This is a genomic window from Gracilibacillus sp. JCM 18860 (assembly GCF_055395245.1).
Genome location: NZ_AP043868.1, coordinates 1904722 through 1926976, shown reverse-complemented (window position 1 = coordinate 1926976; position 22255 = coordinate 1904722). Strand labels below are relative to the sequence as shown.

Below are 22255 nucleotides of genomic sequence, written 5' to 3'. Positions count from 1 at the left end.
GGGATCTAGCTTTTTTCCTCTTCATTTGCAGTTCATATTTCATTATTGATATAATAGAATGAATTGTGAGTTATTTTCACAATAGAATAATAAAGGATTGAATCTACATGAACAAACAAACTGTTATCTCAGAATTGCAGGATATTTTGGCAAAAGACCATATTTTAATAGATGAGGAATTAAAAAATCATACTTATACAAAACTTGGTGGAAAGGCAGATTTTTTTATTACACCAGGTACGATAGAAGAAGTACAAGAAGTCATTCGTTATGCAATTAGAAAGCAAATTCCTTTTACTCTGCTCGGTAATGGCTCGAATGTCATCGTGCGTGATGGAGGTATTCGAGGAATTGTATTGAGTCTAAAGAAATTTCGTGCGATTAGACGAGAGGGCAATAAAGTAGTTGCAGAGAGTGGTGCGAGAATTATTGATGCATCACGATTTGCTTTGCAAGAAAAATTAACAGGCCTTGAATTTGCTTGTGGCATTCCTGGAACCGTTGGTGGTGCCTTATATATGAATGCAGGTGCATATGGTGGGGAGATTAAAGATTGTCTAGAGCATGCATTAATTGTCGATCGCGGGGGCGATGTGCATCAAGTATTGGCAGAGGAGTTTGATCTAGATTATCGAACGAGTAATATCGCAGAAAAAGGATATATCGTTTTAGAAGCAACCTTTCAGTTAAAGGAAGGACATTATGAGGAGATTAAGGCTGTGATGGATGATTTGACTTTTAAGCGTGAGTCAAAGCAGCCATTAGAGTATCCATCCTGTGGTAGTGTGTTCAAACGTCCACCAGGCTATTTTGCAGGGAAACTGATTCAAGATAGCGAGTTACAAGGTAAAGGTGTTGGAGGGGCAGAAGTATCCACCAAACATGCTGGATTTATTGTGAATAAAGATAATGCAACGGCAAGTGATTATATTGCTGTGATTGAGATGGTACAGCAGACGGTGAAAGCGAAATTTGGTGTAAAATTGGAGAGAGAGGTTAGGATTTTGGGAGAGGATGAAGAGATGGCTTAGGTTGTTTTGTTAATCTGGATTTGTAACAAACTGTGTAGGTAAGAAAGGCGTAGGTACTGACCCAGTGAAAAATCTAACTTTCGTTGGTTACCATCTTACTCACTCAGCTTTTTATTTAGCTAACTCTTTTATTCAAACGACTTTAATTCTCCTTTTTTAGATGAATTCAATAGATGTAGTTAAATAGTGGCTGGGACATAATTAAATAGGGTGAATGAGAATCCGAACAATCTTCTGATTGAGCGTAGTCAAAATACGGAGACTCCTGTGGGAACAGCACGAGCTGAAGATCCACTTTGCAAAGTTAGCTGAAGCCGTGCCCACGGAATGCGGAGTATTTTGACAGAGCGGTTACAGTGCAGAAATCTATTGCCATTTTTCTCTCTATACTATTAACCCTAGTATTTTTCCATTATTTGAGCCAAATATTTTTTGAAATTATTTCTGATACTTTGAGGCTCGATAATTTCACATTTATCCCCAAACTGTAGGAGAGCATTGTATCCGTGTTCATTATCAACTATGGGATACTTTGCAATATAACCATTCTTATGTTGAGATATAACATAATCTTCTCCAAATCGTTCAATGATCTTGTCTTTGATAGATTTATCAATTTTTATAATCACTGGAACGGTTTCTTTTGTCATCCAGTTAGATCCATCCATAGGTAGGGAAACAAATTCCTTAGGTGAGAAGGATTCTACAGACATACTTACATCGTTCATTCTAGCTATCTTAAATGTGCGATAATCCTTTCTTTTAACGCAGAAGGCTTGTAAATACCAACTACTTTCTTTAAAAATGACTTTGTAAGGCTCTACTTTGCGAGAAGTATCCTCACCATTTTTATCGATATATTGGAACACCAAATATCGATGATCCTCCATAGCAGTTTCGATTAACTTCAAGCGATCTCGAAGGAATCGATTACCCTGATTCAAGGTAAGATCAACCGAGAAATGTCCATCGTTTTTCCACTGCTGTATTAAATCTGTTTCACTTTCCATACTTTGTACTTTTGCTAACGTATTTGCTATTTCATTTTTTTCCAGTAATTGATTATAGCTCTCTAAACTTGTTATTAAGCTTCGAACATCTTTTGGAGTGAATAACTTTTTGTCTACTTTATAGGACTTCATTAAGCTTACTCCACCATCCGACCCTCTAGTAGTGAAAATTGGTAGCCCAGCCATAGTTAAGGTATCAACATCCCTAAATATTGTTCTTCGGCTAACCTCTAATCTTTCAGCCAATTCGCTAGTAGTTACTACTTCTCGATCCAACAGCAGCATGATAATGGCAACAAGTCGATCAATTTTCATAGTAATCTCTCCCTTTAACTATCATTATGACATACAGGTGTCATAATTGACATTGTAAAATAAACTTGTACTCAAAAATAAAGAAATACAGGGAGGTAATTTCAATAAGTAATTACAAGATTTTAGAAAAAGACGCATTTCGGTTCATAGGTTTCAAAACAAAATTGGAAGGTTCGGTAAATATCCATGCAGAAGAATTTTCTAGCCAGAAAACCGAATTTTTCAAGGGAATCATTCATGATGGAAAGATGGCACTATTACAACCTCTTTCGGAGAGTAAATACGGGTATGGGGTCGTCACAACAGATAAAAAAACTGCCTATTACTACGCGGGTGTACGAACTACTCAAAAGGGAGTAGCAGGAACAGAGGAAGTGCTATTTTCGGGAGGTAAGTACCTCGTGCTTAGTGATGAGGGTGGCTTATCCCGTTTAGCCTTTGATAAGCTAGAGAATCAAGCATTTAATCAAATTCTTACTAATGACTTTGAGTATACCTATAATGGGAAGCCAATTGCCGAAGTGCTATTAAATGGAAATCCAGCAGATGCTGAAGTGGAAGTATGGATACCTATTGAGTAACATTGTTTTAGCAGGGGATAGTATAAGCTATCTCCTGCTATTTTTTATACGATTTTTTGCTCTCAGTGCAAGGCAGACTCTCGTCTATATAGACAATCCCATCTGTAGCCCCCTCCTTTTGATTGCAAATTTTACTTTACCTGTCGTAGTAATCATGATAAAATAAAATTACTACGACAGATAAAGTACGGCAGTCGTAGTAAAATCAATCGCTGACATAGTAGAAGGGAGGATCAGCTTTTGATTAGTAGTGATGTAATTCGTGGCTATAATGACACCATCATTCTTTCTCTCTTATTAGAGCAAGAATCATATGGATATGAAATTTCCAAGAAAATTAAAGAAATATCAGAGGAAAAGTACGTTATCAAAGAAACAACCCTATATTCGGCATTTAATCGACTTATGAAAAATGGATATATCGAAGCCTTTCATAAACAACAAACCTTTGGCAAAAAAAGAACGTACTATAGAATGACAGAAGCAGGGTTGCTTTTTTATAAAGAGAAATGTCGCGAATGGGAGCTAACAAAAGAAGTGATGAATCGATTTATTAAGGAGGAGTTTCGATAATGGACACCATTATGAATTATTTAGAAAACATGTTTGCTTCAATGCCAAAATCTAAACAGATGCAGCAATTAAAAGATGATTTGCTAGTGCATATGGAGGATAAATATCAAGAATTAAAACGAGCTGGAAAATCAGAAAATGAAGCAATCGGTGTAGTGATTGCAGAGTTTGGAAACATGGAAGAAATTATGGACGAATTTGGTATTGATTTAGATGATGATAGAGCTAATGAGCCTTTTTTAATGGATGAAGAAATAGAAGAATATTTACATGTGAGTAAAAAAACAAGCATTTGGATTGGTATAGGTGTCGGTTTGTGTATAATAAGTGCTGCGATGTTTGTGTTTATAGCAGGATTACAAAACAATGGTTTTTTAAATGAAATTCCAGTAAAAACAGCTAATATTATTGGAGTTATTTGTTTAATTGTATTTGTTGCCATTGCTGTTGGTTTGTTCATTTATAATGGCATGAAGATTGAAAAATATGATTATATTCATACAGAGCATGCCTTTCAATTATCGTTTGAACAGAAAAATAGTATTCAAACCCGTAAAGAAGCTCATCAACCAAAGTATCTTGCAGCCCTAATTTGTGGGATTGCCCTTATTATTCTTTCACCAGTTGTCCTTTTCACCACTCTAGCAATAAACGAGCAATTCACTCATTTTGGTGTTGTTGGACTATTATGGATAGTAGCTATAGGAATATTCCTATTAATTTTTTTCACTACGGAGATGGACGCATATAAAAATCTGTTAAAGGAAGGGGTAGCCTCCAAGTCTAAAAAGAATGAGAAGCGAGACAGAATAACAGGAGCAGTAGCTGTAATCATTTGGTCATTAGCTACTATCATCTTCCTAATAAGTGGTTTCCTCTACAATCAATGGCATATAAATTGGCTCGTATTTGCGATTGCTGGTATTTTTATCGGAATGTTCAATGCAGCTTATTCCATTCTAACAAAAAATGAATGAAAAGGAACTGGCATCCATAGCACGATAAGTTCTAAAATGCTGGCGATCTCTATTAAAATGGCAGTAATAATGAGGATAAGTACCAAAATGCCAGAGTCAGCATCTCAAAATGGCACTTATAACAAGGATAAATGCCAAAATGCCAGAGATCCCGCTCGAAATGGTACTTAAAATGAGAATAAGTACCAAAATGCCAGAGTCAGCGCCTCAAAATGGCACTTATAACAAGGATAAATGCCAAAATGCCAGAGATCCCGCTCGAAATGGTACTTAAAATGAGAATAAGTACCAAAATGCCAGAGTCAGCGCCTCAAAATGGCACTTATAACAAGGATAAATGCCAAAATGCCAGAGATCCCGCTCGAAATGGTACTTAAAATGAGAATAAGTACCAAAATGCCAGAGTCAGCGCCTCAAAATGGTACTTATCAAACGGATAAAGCCCAAAATACCGGTGATCCCGCTCAAAACGGTAGTAACAAGCGATTAAAATGCTCGCACAAATGACCATGTATAAGCTAATTTTTTGCAAATCATTTCAAGATTCTATATAATAAAAACACTAACTAAATAAACGCATGTATTCCTTTGGGGCAGGGTGTAATTCCCGACCGACGGTGATAAGCTAAGGAGCTTTTAGTCCGTGACCCGGATCATTTTTCATTAAATGTGAAGGTGGATTTGGTGAAATTCCAAAGCCGACAGTGAAAGTCTGGATGGGAAAAGGAATGGTGGAGAAGTGGTTATTTTTTCTATGGAATAAGCATTGTTTATTGCTGATTCTGTCGAAAATTTCTTGATTAATTCAAGGCTTCTTTGCTATGAATGAAAGACTATCCAGCCCTAGGGTCATTATCCTAGGGCTTTTCTTATTTTAATATAGAAGGTGATGAAGTGAGAACAAAGGAAGAATGGATGGAGCTCGCTTTAACGATGGCCGAAGCTACTACTGGTCAAACTAGTCCAAATCCGTCTGTTGGAGCGGTTGTCGTCAAGGATGGTGTACTGCTTGGGGTTGGTACACATTTAAAGGCAGGAGAACCGCATGCAGAGGTCCATGCTATCGCACAGGCTGGTGAAAAGGCAAAAGGTGCTGATATCTATGTAACGTTAGAGCCTTGTGCCCATTATGGCAAAACTCCTCCATGTGCGGAATTGCTAGTAGAGAAGGGAATTAAAAAGGCTTATATCGCATCGGTTGATCCAAACCCAAAGGTAGCTGGAAAAGGGGTAGCAATTCTTGAAGCAGCAGGAATCGAAGTGGAAGTAGGATTATATGAAGAAAGAGCGCTCCAATTGAATAAGCACTTCTTTTATTTTATGAATAAAAAACGACCATTTATCACCTTAAAAGCAGCGATGACATTGGATGGGAAGACAGCGACAGTGACAGGGGATAGTAAATGGATCACATCAGCCGAAGCTAGACTAGATGTGCATAAGGAAAGACATAAGCATGATGCGATATTAGTTGGCAAGGGAACGGTCGGGGCTGATAATCCAAGCCTGACAACTCGCTTACCTCAAGGTGGAAAAAATCCAATTCGGATTATCCTTGATACTAAGCTATCATTGCAAGAGGAATTTGCGATCTATGATAAAGAAGCAACTACCTGGGTTTTTTGCGGAAATGAAGCAGATCCGATTACTTTTCAAGAAAAACATCCTCACATCAAGGTGGTTCAGTTAAAAACAGAAGATATTCAATTAGAAGATGTCATGAACGAATTAGCACAAAATAAAATTCAATCATTATATGTCGAAGGTGGCGGAACCATCCATCAAGCCTTTCTACAGGAGAACCTCGTAGATGAATGTCATTGGTATATTGCACCAAAGCTTTTAGGTGGCCAGGATGCTAGATCTGTTATAGCAGGGAATTCGCCACACTGGATGGAAGATGCAAAGGAATTAACTTTCATTGATTTTGAGAAGCTGGGACCAGATCTGAAGATTATTGCAAAACCAAAAGGGGGATTCTAATGTTTACTGGTATTGTCGAAGAAAAGGGTAAAATTGAAATGATTAAACAATCCAATCAAGCATTACAACTGAAGATTCAAGGCGAAAAAGTGACAGAGGATGTGGCGATTGGCGATAGTATTTCCGTAAATGGTGTTTGCTTAACCGTGACTAACTTCACTAAGGAGTGGTTTACAGTAGACGTCATACCTGAAACATTTCGTAGCTCCTCTTTATCCACACTAAAAGCACAGTCCATGGTTAATTTAGAGCGCGCCATGCATGCAAACGGAAGATTTGGTGGTCACTTTGTGTCAGGACATGTCGATGCAGTTGGTACAATCGAACGAACTTGGATCGAAGATAATGCAAAATATTATTACATCACTGTCCCGGAAACACATTATGTGACTCTAAAGGGATCAGTAGCCGTAGACGGCACTTCATTAACTGTATTTGGAGTAGACGATAATGGGTTCACTATCTCCTTAATTCCAGAAACACAAGCAGCGACCATTCTAGGTGATAAAAAACAAGGGGATATCGTGAATGTGGAATATGATATGTTAGCAAAATATATGGAGCGATTACTTCGTTCCTCCCATCAACAGCCACAAGGAATAACAGAAGAGAAATTGACGCAATTGGGTTTTTAGGGGGCCAATAATGAAACATTCAGTAGATGAAGCAATAGAAGCATTAAAAAAAGGTGAAATTGTGATCGTTGTAGATGATGAAGACCGTGAGAATGAAGGAGATTTTGTTGCACTAGCGGAAAAAGTAACACCTGAAATTATTAATTTTATGGCAAAAGAAGGACGTGGATTGATTTGCACACCTATGTCCCAAAATTATGCCGATCGTTTCCAATTAGGTGCAATGGTAGCACGTAATACAGATGATCATGGCACCAATTTTACAGTGAGCATTGATTATCATACCACTCATACAGGGATTAGCGCTCATGAAAGATCGTTAACGATTGAAAAGTTAGTCGATGAAACAACGACTGCTTATGACTTCAAACGTCCAGGGCATGTATTTCCTTTAATTGCAAAAAATGCAGGAGTTTTGGAACGATCTGGACATACCGAGGCAGCCATTGACTTAGCCCGTTTATCCAATTCAAAACCGGTTGCAGTTATTTGCGAAATTATGAATGAAGATGGCACTATGGCTAGACAGGATGATTTAGAAAAAATTGCTGAAATCCACAGTATGCCAATGGTCTCCATTCAAGAGTTGATTCAATACCGAAAGAGATATGATAAATTAATCACGAAAGAAACAGAAGTAAATATGCCAACAGCTTATGGTGAATTTAAGCTTGTTGCTTATACAGAAAAATATACTGGTAAGGAGCATGTCGCCTTATATAAAGGGGAATTAACACCTGATGAGCCAACCCTTGTCCGTGTCCACTCTGAATGTTTAACAGGTGATGCATTTGGTTCGCAGCGATGTGACTGTGGCCCACAGCTTAAAAAAGCGTTAGAAGAAATCGAAAAAGCAGGACGCGGTGTGTTAGTGTATATGCGCCAAGAGGGCCGAGGCATTGGGTTAATTAATAAAATGAAGGCATACAAGCTTCAAGAGGAAGGCTACGATACAGTGGAAGCAAACCATCAGCTAGGCTTTCCAGATGATCTTCGCGATTATGCCATAAGTGTTCAAATTTTAAGAGATTTAGGTGTCGGGAAAATTCATTTATTAACAAATAATCCTCGCAAGCTTTCAAGCATGAAGGAATATGGTTTAGAATTAGTAGCACGAAAAGCGATTGAAATACCCGCTAATAAGAATAATGAAAAATATTTACAAACGAAAGTAGAAAAGCTTGATCATTTATTACACATTGAAAGTAACCGAGATGGGGGAGGAATTTAACATGGGGAAAATATATGAAGGTAATTTAGTTGGTACAGGTTTAAAGGTTGGTATCGTTGTAGGAAGATTTAATGAATTTATTACCGGGAAACTGCTAAGTGGTGCAGAAGATGCATTTAGAAGACACGGTGTTGGTGAAGAAGATGTAGAAGTAGCTTGGGTTCCAGGAGCATTTGAGATTCCGCTTGTCGCGAAAAAAATGGTAGAAACGGGTAAATATGATGCCGTAGTTACATTAGGAACGGTTATTCGGGGCTCTACGCCACACTTTGATTATGTGAGCAATGAAGTGTCAAAAGGGGTAGCAAGTGTTTCTATGGATGCAGGAATCCCAGTCATTTTTGGTGTTCTAACTACTGACACCATCGAGCAAGCAATCGAACGTGCAGGAACAAAAGCAGGAAACAAAGGGGCAGAGGCAGCGATATCAGCAATTGAAATGGCTAATCTGTTGAAAGATATTGAATAGAGCACAATGGCAGTGTGGCGGATAAATCAATCTCGTCACACTTTTTTATACGTTTGAAAAAACGCACATTTTGGATATCGGAGAAAATGGGAGGTATCGCATCTAGAGGTGTCGAATATAATCGGATATCAGACAAAATGCGTGGTGCTGCATCTAGAGGTGTCGAATATAATCGGATATCGGACAAAATGCATGGTGCTGCGTCTAGAGGTGTCGAATATAATCGGATATCGAACAAAATGCGTGGTGCTGCATCTAGAAGTGTCCAATAAAATCAGATAAAGGACAGAATAAATGGTGACGAACCCATATCTGTCCAATATATAATTGGTTCACCCCAATCACTTTACATCTGCTTTCACTTTCGATATGAAATTTACAGCGCCAAAGAGGAATCACCAATTCCCCTTTGACAAAAACTCATACAACTCACTTATTAAGTAATGTTTTAATATCATCTTCTATCTTCTCTGGTTCTGTTTTTGGAGCATATCGTTTTACTACATTGCCATCTTGATCGATGAGAAATTTTGTGAAATTCCATTTGATTTGGTCAGACACGATGCCTGGAGCCTCTTTCGTTAAATACTTATATAATGGATGTGCATCTTTGCCGCGAACATTAATTTTGGCAAACATCGGGAAGGAAACTCCAAAGTTTAATCGACAGAATTCCTCTGCCTCTTCACTCGAACCAGGCTCTTGATTCATGAATTGATTGCAAGGAAAGCCTAGTATCTCTAATCCTTCTTCCTTATACTTCTGATATAGCTTTTCTAGACCATCGAACTGAGGGGTGAAGCCACACTTACTTGCTGTATTGACGATAAGTACTGCCTTCGCTTGAAACTCAGCTAATTCCTTTTCTTTTCCCTTTACTGTTTCAACCTTGAAATCATATATAGACATAAAAAAAGCCTCCTTACTATAAGATTAGCATAAGGAAGCAAAAATTGTTTAATCAGAAGTTCTAAACAGATAGTAATTCGTTAAAACGAGAGAAAGTAGCAATATTGCTTCACCTATATTCGTCATTGCCTTTGTGGGGATAGGTAATTGAACAATGCTGGTAACACTAATAATCAAGCAACCAACAAAGAAAAGATAGAATCCAGTTTTTCGCCAAACAATAATAGAGGTTAAAAGTAGGATGATACTAATTGCAATAACCATAATCGGCAATCGATCCTCTGTCTCTTGATAACTGAGAATGCCATATTCCCATACTGGCTCTAAATCAATCGTTAGTATACCAATTATTTCCGCTAAAATTAAACAAGCTGTGATCAGAAAAGTCGCTAATTTGGCAAGGGAATGTTGAGCAAAATGAACGTTTATCCTTTTTAAAACGGCATATGAATATAACACAAGAAATGGTGTAAAGAATGCATGGAGCCAATATCTTAATTCATTCCATTTCTCCAACCAACTACTTTCTCCAATGAAACGCCCTACTGTTAGTATTCCATTGTCATAGATTAAACCAACAATAACTAGAAGAATAACATTTAGCAGCGATCCCCATCCAATCCATTGCGCTTGACGTATCACAACAATCCATAACACTACATAAAAAAACGTTAGTAATGCATATAAATAGAGATCCATCATATCACCACTTTTCTTATTTCGTTACTGTCATTATTATAACCAAATAAGAAAAAAGATGCTTCCTTTCATTAAAAAGGAAACATCTTTCAGACTATTATTCTTGTGTAACCCCATCTTCTTCGGCAATACGATCAAGGCGTGCTTGGATTTCTTCCTCTGTTAGGTTATGTTCCGCGATATATAAATTACGAGGATGGGTACGGCATTCATGAGAACAGCCGCGCATATATTTGTGTTCATTTTCTTCTGAGCATAGCATTTGTCGATTACATTCGGGATTTGCGCAATTCACATAGCGTTCACAAGGTTCCCCGTCAAAATAATCCTTTCCAACAACGACATGTTCTTTGCGATTTACTGGTACAGAAATACGTTCATCAAATACGTAAAGCTGTCCATCCCAAAGCTCCCCTTGAACTTCTGGATCTTTACCATACGTTACGATACCGCCATGTAATTGTCCGACATCCTCAAATCCTTGTTTTACAAGCCAACCAGAGAACTTTTCACAACGGATTCCACCAGTACAATAGGTTAGAACCTTTTTACCTTCTAATTTATCTTTGTTTTCCTCCACCCATTTAGGAAGCTCTCGAAATGTTTCGATATCAGGTCTAATCGCTCCACGGAAATGACCTAGCTCATATTCATAATCGTTACGAGCATCTAAGACTACTGTATTCTCATCACGCATAGCTTCATAAAATTCTTGTGGTGACAAATATTTTCCAGTTGTCTCTCTTGGATTAATATCCTCTTCAAGACGTAGGGTAACTAACTCTGGGCGAGGTCTAACGTGCATTTTTTTGAAGGCATGTCCATCTGCTTCATCTACTTTAAACACCATGTCCTTAAATCGAGGATCATTATGCATTGTCTCCATATACGTATTCGTTTGCTCGACGGTACCGGAAACTGTTCCATTAATACCTTCATGTGCAATGAGAATACGGCCTTTAAGTCCTAATTCTTTACAGAACTTTAAGTGCTCATTTGCATAGCCTTCTGGATCCTCCAAATCTACATAGTGATAGTACAATAATACTTGGTACTTTTCCTTTTTTTCCATTCTTTCTACCACCTATCAATTCATATTTGCAAGATATAAATGTGTTTAGGTTGGTTTATACTTTTATTATCTTGCAACACTTTATTCTATCATGTTTTTTCTCTCTTCACAATGCTAGTAGGAGGAGTCATACTCCACATTATCCTTGCTCAAACCACTTCATCAATGCTTGCGTTCCTTTGTCGCCTTCTCCAGCTTGCTCTAGCTCTGTATACAGCTTTAACGATAATTCAAGTCCTGGAGTGGTTAAATCCATTTCCTTAGCAGACTCAAGCGCAATTTTCATATCTTTAATAAAATGCTTGATGTAAAATCCTGGTTGATCATCCCCGTTAATCATTCGAGGTGCTAGGTTGGATAACGACCAGCTCCCTGCTGCCCCTGTTGAAATACTTTCTAATACTCGAGTAGGATCTAGTCCAGCTTTTTTCGCGTACATTATCGCTTCTGTTACACCAATCATGTTGGAAGCAATTGTGATTTGATTAGCCATTTTCGTATGCTGGCCAGCACCTGCTGGACCTTGAAGAACAATGTTTTCTCCCATTATTTCAAAAATAGGTAGCATGGCATCAAAGTCTTTCTGTTTCCCACCTACCATAATCGCTAGTGAGCCATTCCTTGCGCCGATATCACCACCAGAGACAGGTGCATCTAGAGCGTGTAACCCTTTTTCCTCTGCAGCTTCCGCAATCCTTTTGGCAAGCTTTGGATTAGAAGTTGTCATATCAATTATATAGGTGTCGGTGCTTGCATTTTGGATAATCCCATTTTCTCCGAAGTAAATTTCTTCTACATCAGAAGGGTAGCCAACAATGGAAATAATGATATCTGATGATGTAGATAATGCTGTTACACTGTTCTTCCAGATCGCTCCTTGTTCTACTAGATCACTGGCTTTTTCTTTTGTTCTTGTGAAAATCTGTACATGGTAGCCTTCCTGCATTAAATTCCTCGCCATACTTTTTCCCATCACACCAATACCAATAAAACCAATCGTTTTGTTCATTGAGCATTCCATCTCCTTTTTCTTCTACTTTATCATGGTGGGATGGCCGCTACAATAATGTTTTTTATGATAGCGAAAGTGGAATATATGCAATAGGAGGAGATAAATCATGACACAAGATATTTGGAAGGAATGTAAAAGCATGCTGGAAAAAAGGAAGAAGGAGCTACTTGAAAATAAAGATGATGGCCTCGAGCAATCATTAGAGGATACTGTTGGAGAATTGTCCACCTTCGACAACCATCCAGCAGATATGGGAACAGAATTGTTTGAAAGAGAAAAAGAAATTACGTTAAATGAACGGAAGAAGCAAGAATTAGAGGAAATTGACCAAGCGCTACAAGCTATGAAAGACGGGACATATGACCTTTGTCAGGAATGCGGGAGAAAGATCAAGGAAGAAAGACTTCTTGCAGCACCAACTACTCGTTATTGCTTTGAGCATGGAAAATAAAAAATCCGAGCACTGCTCGGATTGTTCTTTGATTACTGTTGCTCTTCTTGTTCGGCTAGCTTCAGTGTAGTCGTATCCTTTTTACCATCACGATAGTACGTTATGTTGATTTCATCACCAATGTTTGTATTGTTATACAAATAGGTTTTTAATTCAAGCATGGACGTAATTTCTTTATCATTAATTTTCGTAATGACATCATATTTTTGTAAGCCTGCTTCTTCTGCTGGCGATCCAACTTGAACCTTTGCTAAGACTACTCCATTTTCGACATCTTCATCTAAATTCAATGTTCCCTGTTTATGTTGTTCTGGCACGGTATTTAAATCAACGGCACTAATACCGATGAATGGGCGAGTAACCTCTCCATCTGTTTCTAATTGCTCGATTACTGGCTTAGCATCATCAATTGGGATCGCAAATCCAATCCCTTCCACAGCATCTAAGGCGATTTTCATTGAATTAATACCAATTACTTCACCATCGGAATTAATCAAAGCACCACCACTGTTTCCTGGATTGATGGCAGCATCTGTTTGAATAACCTGAGTTGTCCAATCTGGAGAACCATCCTGGTTTAAGTCAACATCAACGGCACGTTCTAGTCCACTAATGATACCCCTTGTTACAGAGCCCGCGAATTCTGTTCCTAATGGGTTACCGATTGCAATAGCTGTTTCCCCAACTGTTAGTTCTCCTGATGAGCCGAGTGGGGCAACAGTTTCTACTTGCTCACTGGATATTCGTAGTACCGCCAAATCTGTTAGAGAGTCTTTACCAAGAACATCTGCTGGAACCTTCTCCCCATTAGTAAGAATAACCTCTACTTCTTGAGCTCCTTCGACAACATGATTATTGGTAACGACGTATGCATATTCTCCTTCTTTTTTATAGACTACTCCAGAACCAGTACCAGCTGCATCCGTTTCTTCCCACAAACTCGTTTGTTGTATATTAGATACCCCTACGACAGCATCTGATACTCGATTAATTGCTTCACTCAAGGAGTCGATGTTTTCATTTGATACATTGGATGTTGGAACAGATTCTTTATTCTCGTTCGTTTCCTGTTGTGTTTCTTCACTTATATCTTGTTCTGTTTGTGCAGATTGTGCTTGGTTATCCTCATCATTTAGTATAGATAGGAAGATACCACCACTAAAAAGGGCAACAATTAATCCCCCTGCAATACCACTGAGTAGCATGCCGCCAAAATTTTTATCCTTCGATTTATGATTGCTATTTTCGGTTTTTACTTCATTTATTTCTTGCTTTTCGTTTTCATCCATTGTGTTCCCACCTTTCTGTTCAGTTGATTATTTTTGGATTGTAACCTTATTATAAAAGAGAGTTACGGAACAATCATGTGACAAATGTAGAAAATCTGTGTAAGAATAGCAGAAAACCGTCACTTAATTTTTTTTAGAGAATGTGCGAAAATAAGTTAATGATATATTCCTTTATAGGGGCTCTATGTACTTTATACCCCAAAACCAAAAAATTAATCTGTTATTAGAAAGGTGGTTGCATCTTGAACCAGCATATATATATCGTGGAGGATGATCCTAATATTCGGGATATCGTAAAAGCGTATTTAATAAAAGAAGGCTATCAAGTAACCATGATGGAAACAGCAGAGGACGCATGGGAAAATGCAAAAAAGCAACAGCCTAACATGTGGATATTGGATATTATGCTACCAGGGATGGATGGTTATGAATTATGTAAGAAAATTCGTGCAAGAAGTGAAGTACCTATTATCATTATTTCAGCAAAAGATGAAGAGGTTGATAAGATTCTTGGATTGGAGCTAGGAAGTGATGATTATCTCACGAAACCATTTAGTCCAAGGGAATTAGTTGCTCGAGTAAAGCGATTATTTAAACGCTTAGAGAATAGTCCTATGGTTCAGAAAAAAACGAATACTGTGGAGATCGATGATTTGAAGATGGACCAAGCTGCAAGACAGGTGTTCTGGAGGGATCAAGAAATAGATGTAACCACAAAGGAATTTGATATGCTTGAAATCTTTGCTAAAAGGCCTAATCGTGCTTTTGCACGAGAAGAGCTGCTCTCCTTAGTTTGGGGAGAGGATTATTTTGGCAGTGATAGAGCCGTGGATGATCTTGTAAAAAGGCTTAGAAAAAAATTAGAAGGGCTACCAGTGGAAACCGTCTGGGGCTATGGTTATCGATTGCATATTGATGAGGAGCAATCATGAAGCTTCAATACCAATTAACGATAGCATTTACAACTCTTTTAATTGTCATCATGACGGTAACGGGAATCACCCTCTATTCTCAAATGCTTCAAATGTTAATTCAGGATGAACAACGCCAATTAGAGGATAAAGGGGAATTAATCGTAAATTTTTTACTATATGAAGATTTAAACAGTACGTATAATGTACAGCGTTTAGCAGAAATGTTAGATAAATATAGCTTGCAGGTTTTTGCGTATGACGAAGGTTCAGACCAAATCATTTTTACTTCAATAGCAGATCTTCAAGTGATTGAAAAATGGGTGGACCGCTATGATATGGACAAGGCGGAACAACCATTATGGCAAAACGGTAACGAAAAATACGTTGTATCGATCATCCCCTTTTATGGTGCTGTATCTACTCAGCACTTGGTATTATTAACACCATTGGATGACCTACAAGAAGTTAGACAAATTATAATGGAAAGGCTGCTCTTAATCTTTTTCATTGGAATCGCGGTCGCTGTGCTTCTTAGTCACTATTTAACAACGAAGTTAGTCACACCATTGACAAAGTTAAGGCATCAGTTAAAGAAAATCGAAAAGAGAAATTTTAGTGAGATGGAAGAAATCAAAGCAACTGGAGAAATTAAAGAAGTAGAGCAGAGCCTCAGAGATATGGCGAATGAATTGAATAGCTTTATACAGACACAACGACACTTTTTCCAGAATGCTAGTCATGAGCTGAAAACCCCTTTAATGACCATCCAAGGATATGCTGAAGGGATTAAGGACGGCATATTTGAAGGAGAGGAAGCAAAGCGCGGTTTAAATGTCATGATTGAAGAAATAAACCGTTTGAAAAAAATTATTAATGAAATTATATTGCTAGCAAAGCTCGATAGTGAGGCCAATATTTATGAGGAAGAGCAAGTTAACTTACAGGAATTCATTGAGCAAGTCATGGCCCGAGCAGTACCGATTGCCAATGAAAAAAATATATCAATAGAACTAAAGAATTCTGTTCCATATATGGTCTATTTTGATTATGATAAAATGCTGCAAGCAGTAATGAATATTGTAGCAAATGGAATTAGGCATGCGACTCATAAAGTAGAGGTTAGTGTTTATGCTAAGAATAAACAGGTTATTATGGAAGTAAGAGATGACGGAGAGGGTATTGAAGAGGAACTGTTAACCAAACTATTTCATCGCTTTGTAAAAGGAGAAGATGGAGAAACAGGGCTTGGTTTAGCGATTGCTAGAGCAATTGTAGAACGCTCTGGTGGAAGTATTCGAGCAACTAATCATGAGGAAGGTGGAGCTGTATTCCAAATTCGGTTCGTAAATTTTCAAAAAAATACCGATTAAATTGTAGTATTTACTTCCTTTTATGTTATAATCATTAAGTTGTTAAACTATTGAACGCATCATTAAGAGGAGAGAATGAGATGACGCAGGTAAGAGAAGATCTTCGCAATATTGCAATCATTGCCCACGTAGACCATGGAAAAACAACTTTGGTAGACCAATTGCTCCATTATTCTGGAACCTTCCGTGAAAATGAGCAAGTAGCGGAGCGAGCAATGGATTCGAATGATATTGAAAAAGAACGCGGAATTACAATCTTAGCTAAAAATACAGCCATTAATTATAAGGATACACATATAAATATTTTAGATACGCCTGGACATGCGGATTTTGGTGGTGAAGTGGAACGAATCATGAAAATGGTGGATGGGGTGTTGTTAGTTGTCGATGCCTTTGAAGGCTGTATGCCCCAAACCCGTTTTGTTTTAAAGAAAGCACTTGAACAAAAGCTACGTCCAGTTGTTGTATTAAACAAGATTGATCGTCCAAATGCACGACCTAGTGAAGTAGTAGATGAGGTGTTAGATTTATTCATTGAGCTTGGTGCAGATGATGATCAGCTAGAATTTCCTGTTGTCTATGCTTCTGCATTGAACGGAACATCCAGCTATGAACCTGATGCTCAAGAGGAAACAATGCAGCCGATTTTTGATACGATACTAGAGCATATTCCTGCACCGATAGATAATCAAAATGACCCACTACAGTTTCAAGTAACCTTACTCGACTATAACGATTATTTAGGACGTATCGGTATTGGCCGTGTATTCCGAGGAACGATTCAAGTGGGGCAACAGGTAGCTTTAATGAAAACAGATGGAACGGTCAAAAACTTCCGTGTGTCAAAACTGTTTGGCTTTATTGGTCTAAAGCGCGTAGAGATAGAAGAAGCAAAGGCGGGAGATATTATAGCAGTTGCCGGGATGGAGGACATTAACGTCGGGGAAACGGTTTGTCCAATAGAGAACCAGGAAGCACTACCAACCCTTCGTATTGACGAACCGACCCTGCAAATGACGTTTGTTGTAAACAATAGTCCTTTCGCTGGAAGAGAAGGTAAGCATATTACTTCAAGAAAAATCGAAGAGCGTTTAATGTCCCAATTAGAAACAGATGTAAGCTTAAGAGTAGATCCAACCGCTTCTCCTGATGCATGGATAGTTTCTGGACGTGGCGAGCTTCACTTATCTATTTTGGTAGAAAATATGCGTAGAGAAGGCTATGAGATTCAGCTATCCAAGCCAGAGGTCATTATTAAAGAAATAGATGGAGTAAAATGTGAGCCGATTGAACGCGTTCAGATTGATGTTCCTGAGGATTATACTGGCCCTGTCATGGAATCTCTTGGTACTCGTAAAGGAGAAATGGTTGATATGGTCAACCATGGGAATGGACAAGTTCGAATGGAATTTCGAGTACCATCTCGTGGGCTGATTGGATATGCAACAGAGTTTATGACCCAAACTAGAGGATATGGAATTATCAACCATACCTTTGAAGAATATGCGCCATTTGTAAAAGGTCAGGTTGGCGGAAGACGTGAAGGTGTTCTGGTCGCATTAGAAAATGGTAAAGCATCCACTTATGGAATTATGAACTTAGAGGATCGCGGCATTATCTTCGTCGATCCTGGGACAGAAGTGTATGCAGGTATGATTGTTGGGGAGCATAATCGCGAGAATGATCTTACGGTTAATATTACAAAAGAGAAGCATTTAACGAATGTTCGATCCGCAACAAAGGATCAAACGGCAACGATACGAAAAACACGCACGTTATCATTAGAAGAGGCTATCCAGTACTTAAATGATGATGAGTATTGTGAAGTAACACCTGAATCTATTCGTCTCCGCAAGAAAATTTTAAATAAGAGTGAACGGGAAAAGGCAGCAAAAAGAAAAACTAATTAAACAAAAACCAGCGGATTGTTAAGATCTCCGCTGGTTTTTTCGCTAGAGTAGATAGATACCAATAAATTAAGCTATCATTTATAATCAAAGAAGGAGGAGGAAATATCATGCGTTTTTGGCGTCGTTTAATGTTTATATTTAAGTTTCATCGGTCCATTCCATTTTTTAAGGATTTTTTCATTTCAAATGAGATTACAATAGGAAAGAAGCTGGTTTCTATTCTATTGATCGTAGGTTATATTATATTTCCATTTGATGCAATCCCTGATTTTCTACTCTTTTTTGGCGTGCTCGATGATGTAATGGTAGCTACGCTAATTTTACAGCAAATCGTCAAAATGGCCCCAGCTTCTTTAAAGGAAAAATATAAAGTGAGTCTTCCATAAATAGAGATCACAGGTGATCATTTTAAATCTCGCGGCGCATAGCTTTTAATACATCTATCTTTGTTGCTCGTTTTGCTGGTTTTAAGCCAGAAACAATGGTAACTAACAAACAAATAGCAACAGATATGGCAATCAGACTCCAAGGGATTGCTGAGAACTGAAAGCCTTCTGGTAGTTGTTCATCAAAGGCGTTCTCTACAATCACAGGAAGGAATAGATTCACTAAGAAGCTAATTAGATAAGCTACAGCTATTCCTACAACGGCACCAAGAATACCGATATACCCACTTTCTAATAAGAAAATTTGTTTAATTTTCTTTGGATGTGCACCAAGAGCCTTCATGATACCAATGTCAGGGGTTCTTTCCGTAACGGCCATTGTCATCGTATTATAAATACCAATGGAAGCAATAATAATGGCAATTGTACCAATAAAAATGAGTCCTGCCTTGGCAATAGTGAAAACAACATCCATACTTTTTAGTTCATCCGCTGCTGAATAGACTAAATAACCTTGATCCTTTAATTGCTCGGAAATATCGCTCACCTCTTCCATATTATGAGCATATCCCCTTACCTCGTCATAGCCTTTTGGTTCTTCTATCCCTTGCATGTCAGGTTGAGTAATCATACCTCTAGCTGTTTTAGTAAATGCTTCGACCTCTTTTAATATAGAATCAGATATAAAGACGGTTTGATCCATCATCCAATCACGTGCAGGCTTCTCGGTAATACCAGTGATGATTAAAGGGATCGTATGCTCCTTCTGCTCTCCATCAACGGTTTGCATGACCGTCATCTTAAGTTCTTTGCCAATCACTTCTCCATCATATTGAAATTCCTTTTTTAACATTCCATCTTCACCATATATATCCTCTGTTTCTTGTTGCTCACTAGAGACGAGGGTTTTCACAAAGTCATGGCCAACTATAATTTCATTTTCTTTTTCTGGTAAACGTCCTTCTGAGAGCTCAAGACCCGCATCTATCTCTGAGGGGAAATGGGCCATCACTGTTTGAACACTTCCTTCATATTGATCCAATTGAAATAAAGGAGTTTGTTGCAGGTTGATTCTTCTTGTCACTGCCTTCATACCATCTTTTTTTTCTAATTCTTCTATCTCTTTATCTGTTATTGGTTGGTATTTTCCGTCTACTTCCATCCCGCCAATCTGTAGCTGGGTAACAGAACGAGATTCTAGAATATCCTTTGCAAGAGATTTATGTAGTCCAAATCCTACCGATGCTAATACAATAAGGAATGTAACCCCCATAGCAGTAGCTAAAACAGTCATAAAAATCCTTGATTTACTTCGTTTCATATTGCGGCGGACGAAACGCCATCTATCCTTCATATTCATATTGCAATATCTCCTTTCAATACTTCACCATCATGTAAGTGGATCTGTTGATGACCAATACTGGCAACCTCATTGTCATGTGTAATAATGACGAATGTAATGCCATATTTTTGATTCAATGATTGAATGAAATCTAATATTTCCTTTTCCGTTTCACTGTCTAAACTACCAGTAGGTTCATCTGCTAGAATAATGGGTGGTTCAATAACTAATGCTCTTGCAATACTTACTCTCTGTTGTTGTCCACCTGATAACTCGCTTGGATAATGATTTTTATAATCGATTAAACCAACACGCCCAAGAGTTTGATTGGTTAATTCTTCTCTTTTCTTTTCAGCTACCCCTTTTAAAACTAAAGGAAGTTCAATGTTCTCATATGCTGTCATTGTAGGAATTAACTGAAAGTTTTGAAAGATAAATCCGATGTGCTGTAATCGAAAATCTGCAAATTCTCCTTCACTAAAGCTTGTAACCTCTGTACCATCGATGAATATCCTACCGTGTGTAGGTTTCATAAAGCCACCGATAAGGTTGAGCAAGGTCGATTTCCCTGACCCACTCCTACCTGTGATAACAGCAATATCTCCTTTTTTAACCTCAAAGGAAATATCCTTAAGTACATTAAGCTCTGTTTGATTATTTTTCTTTCCTAATAAAAATGTTTGGTGTAATGATTGTACTTTGATCATATAGATCCCCCTTCTTTTTGCTTTTCAATAATATGGACGAATTGTATTCGAAAAGTATTACATTTTTTTAAAAAAAGATTTTATTGTCTATGAAAAGGTGGAGACCAATTAGCTGGCATTACGAAAAAAATTTAGGAATATGGTAAAATAGTAAAGAATTGAACAAAAAAGGAGATTTACAGCATGAGAAAGCGACTTATACCCATTATTGTGGTACTTATTTTACTGGTTGGCTGTATGGGAATATCCCAACCTGAAAGTGCTTCTCATTCCAAACATAAAAGCTTATTAACAGAAAAAAATCAAAACGGAGAGCTATTCACCTCGTTAGCACCTGTATTGACAGAAATTGATATTACTGCAATTGGTGATTTGTTAATTCACTCACGGGTTTATGAAGATGCAGAAGTGGATGGGGGCTATGATTTTAGGCCAATGCTTCAATCCGTCGAGAGCTACTTGAAAAGTTCGACCATTACGATCGCCAATCAAGAAACTATTACAGGTGGTGCTGAAATAGGTTTGTCCACTTATCCTTCTTTTAACAGCCCTTATGAATTAGCGGATAATCTGAAGGAAGTCGGTGTGGATTTAGTAACAATGGCAAATAACCATACACTTGATCGTGGGGAAGAAGCGATTCAAAATGCTATTACGCACTATGAGGAAATTGGAATGAAGTACACAGGAAGCTTCAAAGATAAAGAAGACAGAGAGAAAATTCGTGTAATCGAGACTGATGAGAATATATCTGTTGCATTTCTGAGCTATACATATGGCACAAATGGCATCCCTGTTCCAGAAGGGAAGGATTATTTAGTCAATCTTATCGACGAACAACGAATCAAAGCAGATGTGAAAAAGGCAGAAAGGCTAGCCGACGTTACCGTGTTAAGCTATCACTTTGGTAATGAATATGAACGGATGCCTAACGGTTATCAAAAAGAGCTAGCACAGTTTGCTTCAGATTTAGGGGTCGAGGTGGTTATAGGACATCATCCACATGTACTGCAGCCAATTGATTGGATCGAAGGCAAAAATGGTAACCAAACATTAGTAGCCTATTCTTTGGGAAATTTCCTTTCTGGACAGGATAAGCTCTACCGACGTATTGGTGGAATATTCCAGTTCAAGGTGGAAAAGAAAGTAGATCAAAAGTCTGAATCGATCCGAATACATACTCCTGCCTTTTTACCAACCTTCGTACAGTATGAGATGAATGGTGGTAGAATGACAAACTTTGCTGTGTTACCATTTCATGAAGTGACAGAGGAACAATTACCTGATCATCAAGTGAAATGGGATGAAATAAAAGCCCATATGTCCCAATGGGTTTCTGACTTAACCATATTAAAATAATGAGATTACGAGGATAGGTAAAATTTTAAG

Annotated in this window: 23 protein-coding genes and 1 riboswitch; of the genes, 15 read left to right on the top strand and 8 right to left on the bottom strand. The window is 38.0% G+C overall.

All coding sequences use genetic code 11. The annotated features are described in order from the left end of the window. Positions 1-107 precede the first annotated feature (107 nt). Positions 108-1031 (top strand): UDP-N-acetylmuramate dehydrogenase, encoded by a 924-nt coding sequence (murB, locus tag ACZ5R4_RS09860; RefSeq protein WP_464368422.1) that lies wholly within the window; start codon positions 108-110, stop codon positions 1029-1031. Between the two features lie 398 nt (positions 1032-1429). Here murB and ACZ5R4_RS09855 read toward each other — a convergent pair whose 3' ends face one another. Next, positions 1430-2356, bottom strand: coding sequence for a helix-turn-helix transcriptional regulator (locus tag ACZ5R4_RS09855; RefSeq protein WP_054861631.1), 927 nt, complete (start codon positions 2354-2356; stop codon positions 1430-1432). A 65-nt stretch (positions 2357-2421) separates the two neighbouring features. On the opposite strand from ACZ5R4_RS09855, the gene ACZ5R4_RS09850 reads away from it, so the two are divergent. The 8 genes from ACZ5R4_RS09850 to ACZ5R4_RS09815 all read left to right on the top strand — a co-directional run bounded on the left by ACZ5R4_RS09850 (position 2422) and on the right by ACZ5R4_RS09815 (position 9077). Next, positions 2422-2937: a GyrI-like domain-containing protein gene (locus tag ACZ5R4_RS09850; RefSeq protein ID WP_347836736.1), complete on the top strand. Its 516-nt coding sequence runs from the start codon at positions 2422-2424 to the stop codon at positions 2935-2937. A gap of 240 nt (positions 2938-3177) precedes the next feature. Further along, positions 3178-3510, top strand: coding sequence for a PadR family transcriptional regulator (locus ACZ5R4_RS09845; protein ID WP_054861632.1), 333 nt, complete (start codon positions 3178-3180; stop codon positions 3508-3510). Continuing rightward, a complete protein-coding gene (locus ACZ5R4_RS09840) occupies positions 3510-4487 on the top strand; it encodes a permease prefix domain 1-containing protein (protein ID WP_277678189.1) in 978 nt (325 codons plus the stop codon). The genes ACZ5R4_RS09845 and ACZ5R4_RS09840 overlap by 1 nt, the downstream gene beginning before the upstream one ends. Positions 4488-5067: 580 nt before the next feature. Further along, positions 5068-5219: riboswitch (FMN riboswitch) on the top strand. A 162-nt stretch (positions 5220-5381) separates the two neighbouring features. Further along, positions 5382-6470: a bifunctional diaminohydroxyphosphoribosylaminopyrimidine deaminase/5-amino-6-(5-phosphoribosylamino)uracil reductase RibD gene (ribD, locus tag ACZ5R4_RS09835; protein ID WP_464368421.1), complete on the top strand. Its 1089-nt coding sequence runs from the start codon at positions 5382-5384 to the stop codon at positions 6468-6470. Then, positions 6470-7105, top strand: a complete 636-nt coding sequence (gene ribE / locus ACZ5R4_RS09830; RefSeq protein ID WP_054788203.1) for a riboflavin synthase — start codon at positions 6470-6472, stop codon at positions 7103-7105. Before ribD ends, ribE begins: the two co-directional genes overlap by 1 nt. A gap of 10 nt (positions 7106-7115) precedes the next feature. Next, positions 7116-8336, top strand: a complete 1221-nt coding sequence (locus tag ACZ5R4_RS09825; RefSeq protein ID WP_277678187.1) for a bifunctional 3,4-dihydroxy-2-butanone-4-phosphate synthase/GTP cyclohydrolase II — start codon at positions 7116-7118, stop codon at positions 8334-8336. A 1-nt stretch (position 8337) separates the two neighbouring features. Further along, positions 8338-8805: a 6,7-dimethyl-8-ribityllumazine synthase gene (gene ribH, locus ACZ5R4_RS09820; RefSeq protein ID WP_464368420.1), complete on the top strand. Its 468-nt coding sequence runs from the start codon at positions 8338-8340 to the stop codon at positions 8803-8805. Positions 8806-8858: 53 nt separating this feature from the next. Then, positions 8859-9077 carry a hypothetical protein gene (locus ACZ5R4_RS09815; RefSeq protein ID WP_347836591.1) on the top strand — a complete coding sequence of 73 codons (219 nt, stop codon included), beginning with the start codon at positions 8859-8861 and terminating at the stop codon, positions 9075-9077. 157 nt (positions 9078-9234) lie between these two features. Here ACZ5R4_RS09815 and ACZ5R4_RS09810 read toward each other — a convergent pair whose 3' ends face one another. From ACZ5R4_RS09810 to ACZ5R4_RS09795, 4 genes are all read right to left on the bottom strand, one after another. Continuing rightward, positions 9235-9714, bottom strand: a complete 480-nt coding sequence (locus tag ACZ5R4_RS09810) for a glutathione peroxidase (protein WP_054788202.1) — start codon at positions 9712-9714, stop codon at positions 9235-9237. A 48-nt stretch (positions 9715-9762) separates the two neighbouring features. Next, positions 9763-10413 carry a hypothetical protein gene (locus tag ACZ5R4_RS09805; protein ID WP_464368419.1) on the bottom strand — a complete coding sequence of 217 codons (651 nt, stop codon included), beginning with the start codon at positions 10411-10413 and terminating at the stop codon, positions 9763-9765. A gap of 97 nt (positions 10414-10510) precedes the next feature. Then, complete coding sequence (gene trhO / locus ACZ5R4_RS09800) at positions 10511-11485, bottom strand: oxygen-dependent tRNA uridine(34) hydroxylase TrhO (protein ID WP_109984816.1); 975 nt, start codon at positions 11483-11485, stop codon at positions 10511-10513. A gap of 139 nt (positions 11486-11624) precedes the next feature. Further along, on the bottom strand, positions 11625-12506 hold the full coding sequence (locus ACZ5R4_RS09795) for an NAD(P)-dependent oxidoreductase (RefSeq protein ID WP_281269931.1): 882 nt from the start codon (positions 12504-12506) through the stop codon (positions 11625-11627). Between the two features lie 97 nt (positions 12507-12603). Between ACZ5R4_RS09795 and ACZ5R4_RS09790 the strand changes: the two genes are divergently transcribed. After that, complete coding sequence (locus ACZ5R4_RS09790) at positions 12604-12948, top strand: TraR/DksA C4-type zinc finger protein (RefSeq protein WP_054861489.1); 345 nt, start codon at positions 12604-12606, stop codon at positions 12946-12948. Between the two features lie 32 nt (positions 12949-12980). Here the strand turns inward: ACZ5R4_RS09790 and ACZ5R4_RS09785 are convergent, their stop codons facing one another. Further along, positions 12981-14237, bottom strand: coding sequence for a S1C family serine protease (locus ACZ5R4_RS09785; RefSeq protein WP_464368418.1), 1257 nt, complete (start codon positions 14235-14237; stop codon positions 12981-12983). Between the two features lie 242 nt (positions 14238-14479). On the opposite strand from ACZ5R4_RS09785, the gene ACZ5R4_RS09780 reads away from it, so the two are divergent. From ACZ5R4_RS09780 to ACZ5R4_RS09765, 4 genes are all read left to right on the top strand, one after another. Continuing rightward, positions 14480-15169, top strand: coding sequence for a response regulator transcription factor (locus tag ACZ5R4_RS09780; protein WP_109984819.1), 690 nt, complete (start codon positions 14480-14482; stop codon positions 15167-15169). Next, on the top strand, positions 15166-16521 hold the full coding sequence (locus tag ACZ5R4_RS09775; RefSeq protein ID WP_109984820.1) for a sensor histidine kinase: 1356 nt from the start codon (positions 15166-15168) through the stop codon (positions 16519-16521). Before ACZ5R4_RS09780 ends, ACZ5R4_RS09775 begins: the two co-directional genes overlap by 4 nt. An 80-nt stretch (positions 16522-16601) precedes the next feature. Next, positions 16602-18431, top strand: coding sequence for a translational GTPase TypA (typA, locus tag ACZ5R4_RS09770; RefSeq protein WP_277678179.1), 1830 nt, complete (start codon positions 16602-16604; stop codon positions 18429-18431). Positions 18432-18538: 107 nt separating this feature from the next. Beyond that, positions 18539-18817 (top strand): YkvA family protein, encoded by a 279-nt coding sequence (locus ACZ5R4_RS09765; RefSeq protein WP_277678178.1) that lies wholly within the window; start codon positions 18539-18541, stop codon positions 18815-18817. 22 nt (positions 18818-18839) lie between these two features. Here ACZ5R4_RS09765 and ACZ5R4_RS09760 read toward each other — a convergent pair whose 3' ends face one another. Continuing rightward, positions 18840-20177 (bottom strand): ABC transporter permease, encoded by a 1338-nt coding sequence (locus ACZ5R4_RS09760; RefSeq protein WP_464368417.1) that lies wholly within the window; start codon positions 20175-20177, stop codon positions 18840-18842. Beyond that, positions 20174-20866: an ABC transporter ATP-binding protein gene (locus ACZ5R4_RS09755; protein ID WP_054788953.1), complete on the bottom strand. Its 693-nt coding sequence runs from the start codon at positions 20864-20866 to the stop codon at positions 20174-20176. The genes ACZ5R4_RS09760 and ACZ5R4_RS09755 overlap by 4 nt, the downstream gene beginning before the upstream one ends. 183 nt (positions 20867-21049) lie before the next feature. Here ACZ5R4_RS09755 and ACZ5R4_RS09750 point away from each other — a divergent pair, with 183 nt between their 5' ends. Next, complete coding sequence (locus tag ACZ5R4_RS09750; protein WP_464368416.1) at positions 21050-22225, top strand: CapA family protein; 1176 nt, start codon at positions 21050-21052, stop codon at positions 22223-22225. Positions 22226-22255: the final 30 nt, after the last annotated feature.

Excerpts from the sequence above, each read along its gene's own strand:
- ACZ5R4_RS09775 (WP_109984820.1), top strand. The coding sequence starts at position 15,166 with ATGAAGCTTCAATACCAATTAACGATAGCATTTACAACTCTTTTAATT.
- ACZ5R4_RS09855 (WP_054861631.1), bottom strand. The coding sequence starts at position 2,356 with ATGAAAATTGATCGACTTGTTGCCATTATCATGCTGCTGTTGGATCGA.
- ACZ5R4_RS09750 (WP_464368416.1), top strand. The coding sequence starts at position 21,050 with ATGAGAAAGCGACTTATACCCATTATTGTGGTACTTATTTTACTGGTT.
- ACZ5R4_RS09810 (WP_054788202.1), bottom strand. The coding sequence starts at position 9,714 with ATGTCTATATATGATTTCAAGGTTGAAACAGTAAAGGGAAAAGAAAAG.
- ACZ5R4_RS09785 (WP_464368418.1), bottom strand. The coding sequence starts at position 14,237 with ATGGATGAAAACGAAAAGCAAGAAATAAATGAAGTAAAAACCGAAAAT.
- ACZ5R4_RS09760 (WP_464368417.1), bottom strand. The coding sequence starts at position 20,177 with ATGAATATGAAGGATAGATGGCGTTTCGTCCGCCGCAATATGAAACGA.
- ACZ5R4_RS09790 (WP_054861489.1), top strand. The coding sequence starts at position 12,604 with ATGACACAAGATATTTGGAAGGAATGTAAAAGCATGCTGGAAAAAAGG.
- trhO (WP_109984816.1), bottom strand. The coding sequence starts at position 11,485 with ATGGAAAAAAAGGAAAAGTACCAAGTATTATTGTACTATCACTATGTA.
- ACZ5R4_RS09825 (WP_277678187.1), top strand. The coding sequence starts at position 7,116 with ATGAAACATTCAGTAGATGAAGCAATAGAAGCATTAAAAAAAGGTGAA.
- ACZ5R4_RS09805 (WP_464368419.1), bottom strand. The coding sequence starts at position 10,413 with ATGGATCTCTATTTATATGCATTACTAACGTTTTTTTATGTAGTGTTA.
- ACZ5R4_RS09755 (WP_054788953.1), bottom strand. The coding sequence starts at position 20,866 with ATGATCAAAGTACAATCATTACACCAAACATTTTTATTAGGAAAGAAA.
- typA (WP_277678179.1), top strand. The coding sequence starts at position 16,602 with ATGACGCAGGTAAGAGAAGATCTTCGCAATATTGCAATCATTGCCCAC.
- ribH (WP_464368420.1), top strand. The coding sequence starts at position 8,338 with ATGGGGAAAATATATGAAGGTAATTTAGTTGGTACAGGTTTAAAGGTT.
- ACZ5R4_RS09765 (WP_277678178.1), top strand. The coding sequence starts at position 18,539 with ATGCGTTTTTGGCGTCGTTTAATGTTTATATTTAAGTTTCATCGGTCC.
- ribE (WP_054788203.1), top strand. The coding sequence starts at position 6,470 with ATGTTTACTGGTATTGTCGAAGAAAAGGGTAAAATTGAAATGATTAAA.
- ACZ5R4_RS09795 (WP_281269931.1), bottom strand. The coding sequence starts at position 12,506 with ATGGAATGCTCAATGAACAAAACGATTGGTTTTATTGGTATTGGTGTG.
- ACZ5R4_RS09840 (WP_277678189.1), top strand. The coding sequence starts at position 3,510 with ATGGACACCATTATGAATTATTTAGAAAACATGTTTGCTTCAATGCCA.
- murB (WP_464368422.1), top strand. The coding sequence starts at position 108 with ATGAACAAACAAACTGTTATCTCAGAATTGCAGGATATTTTGGCAAAA.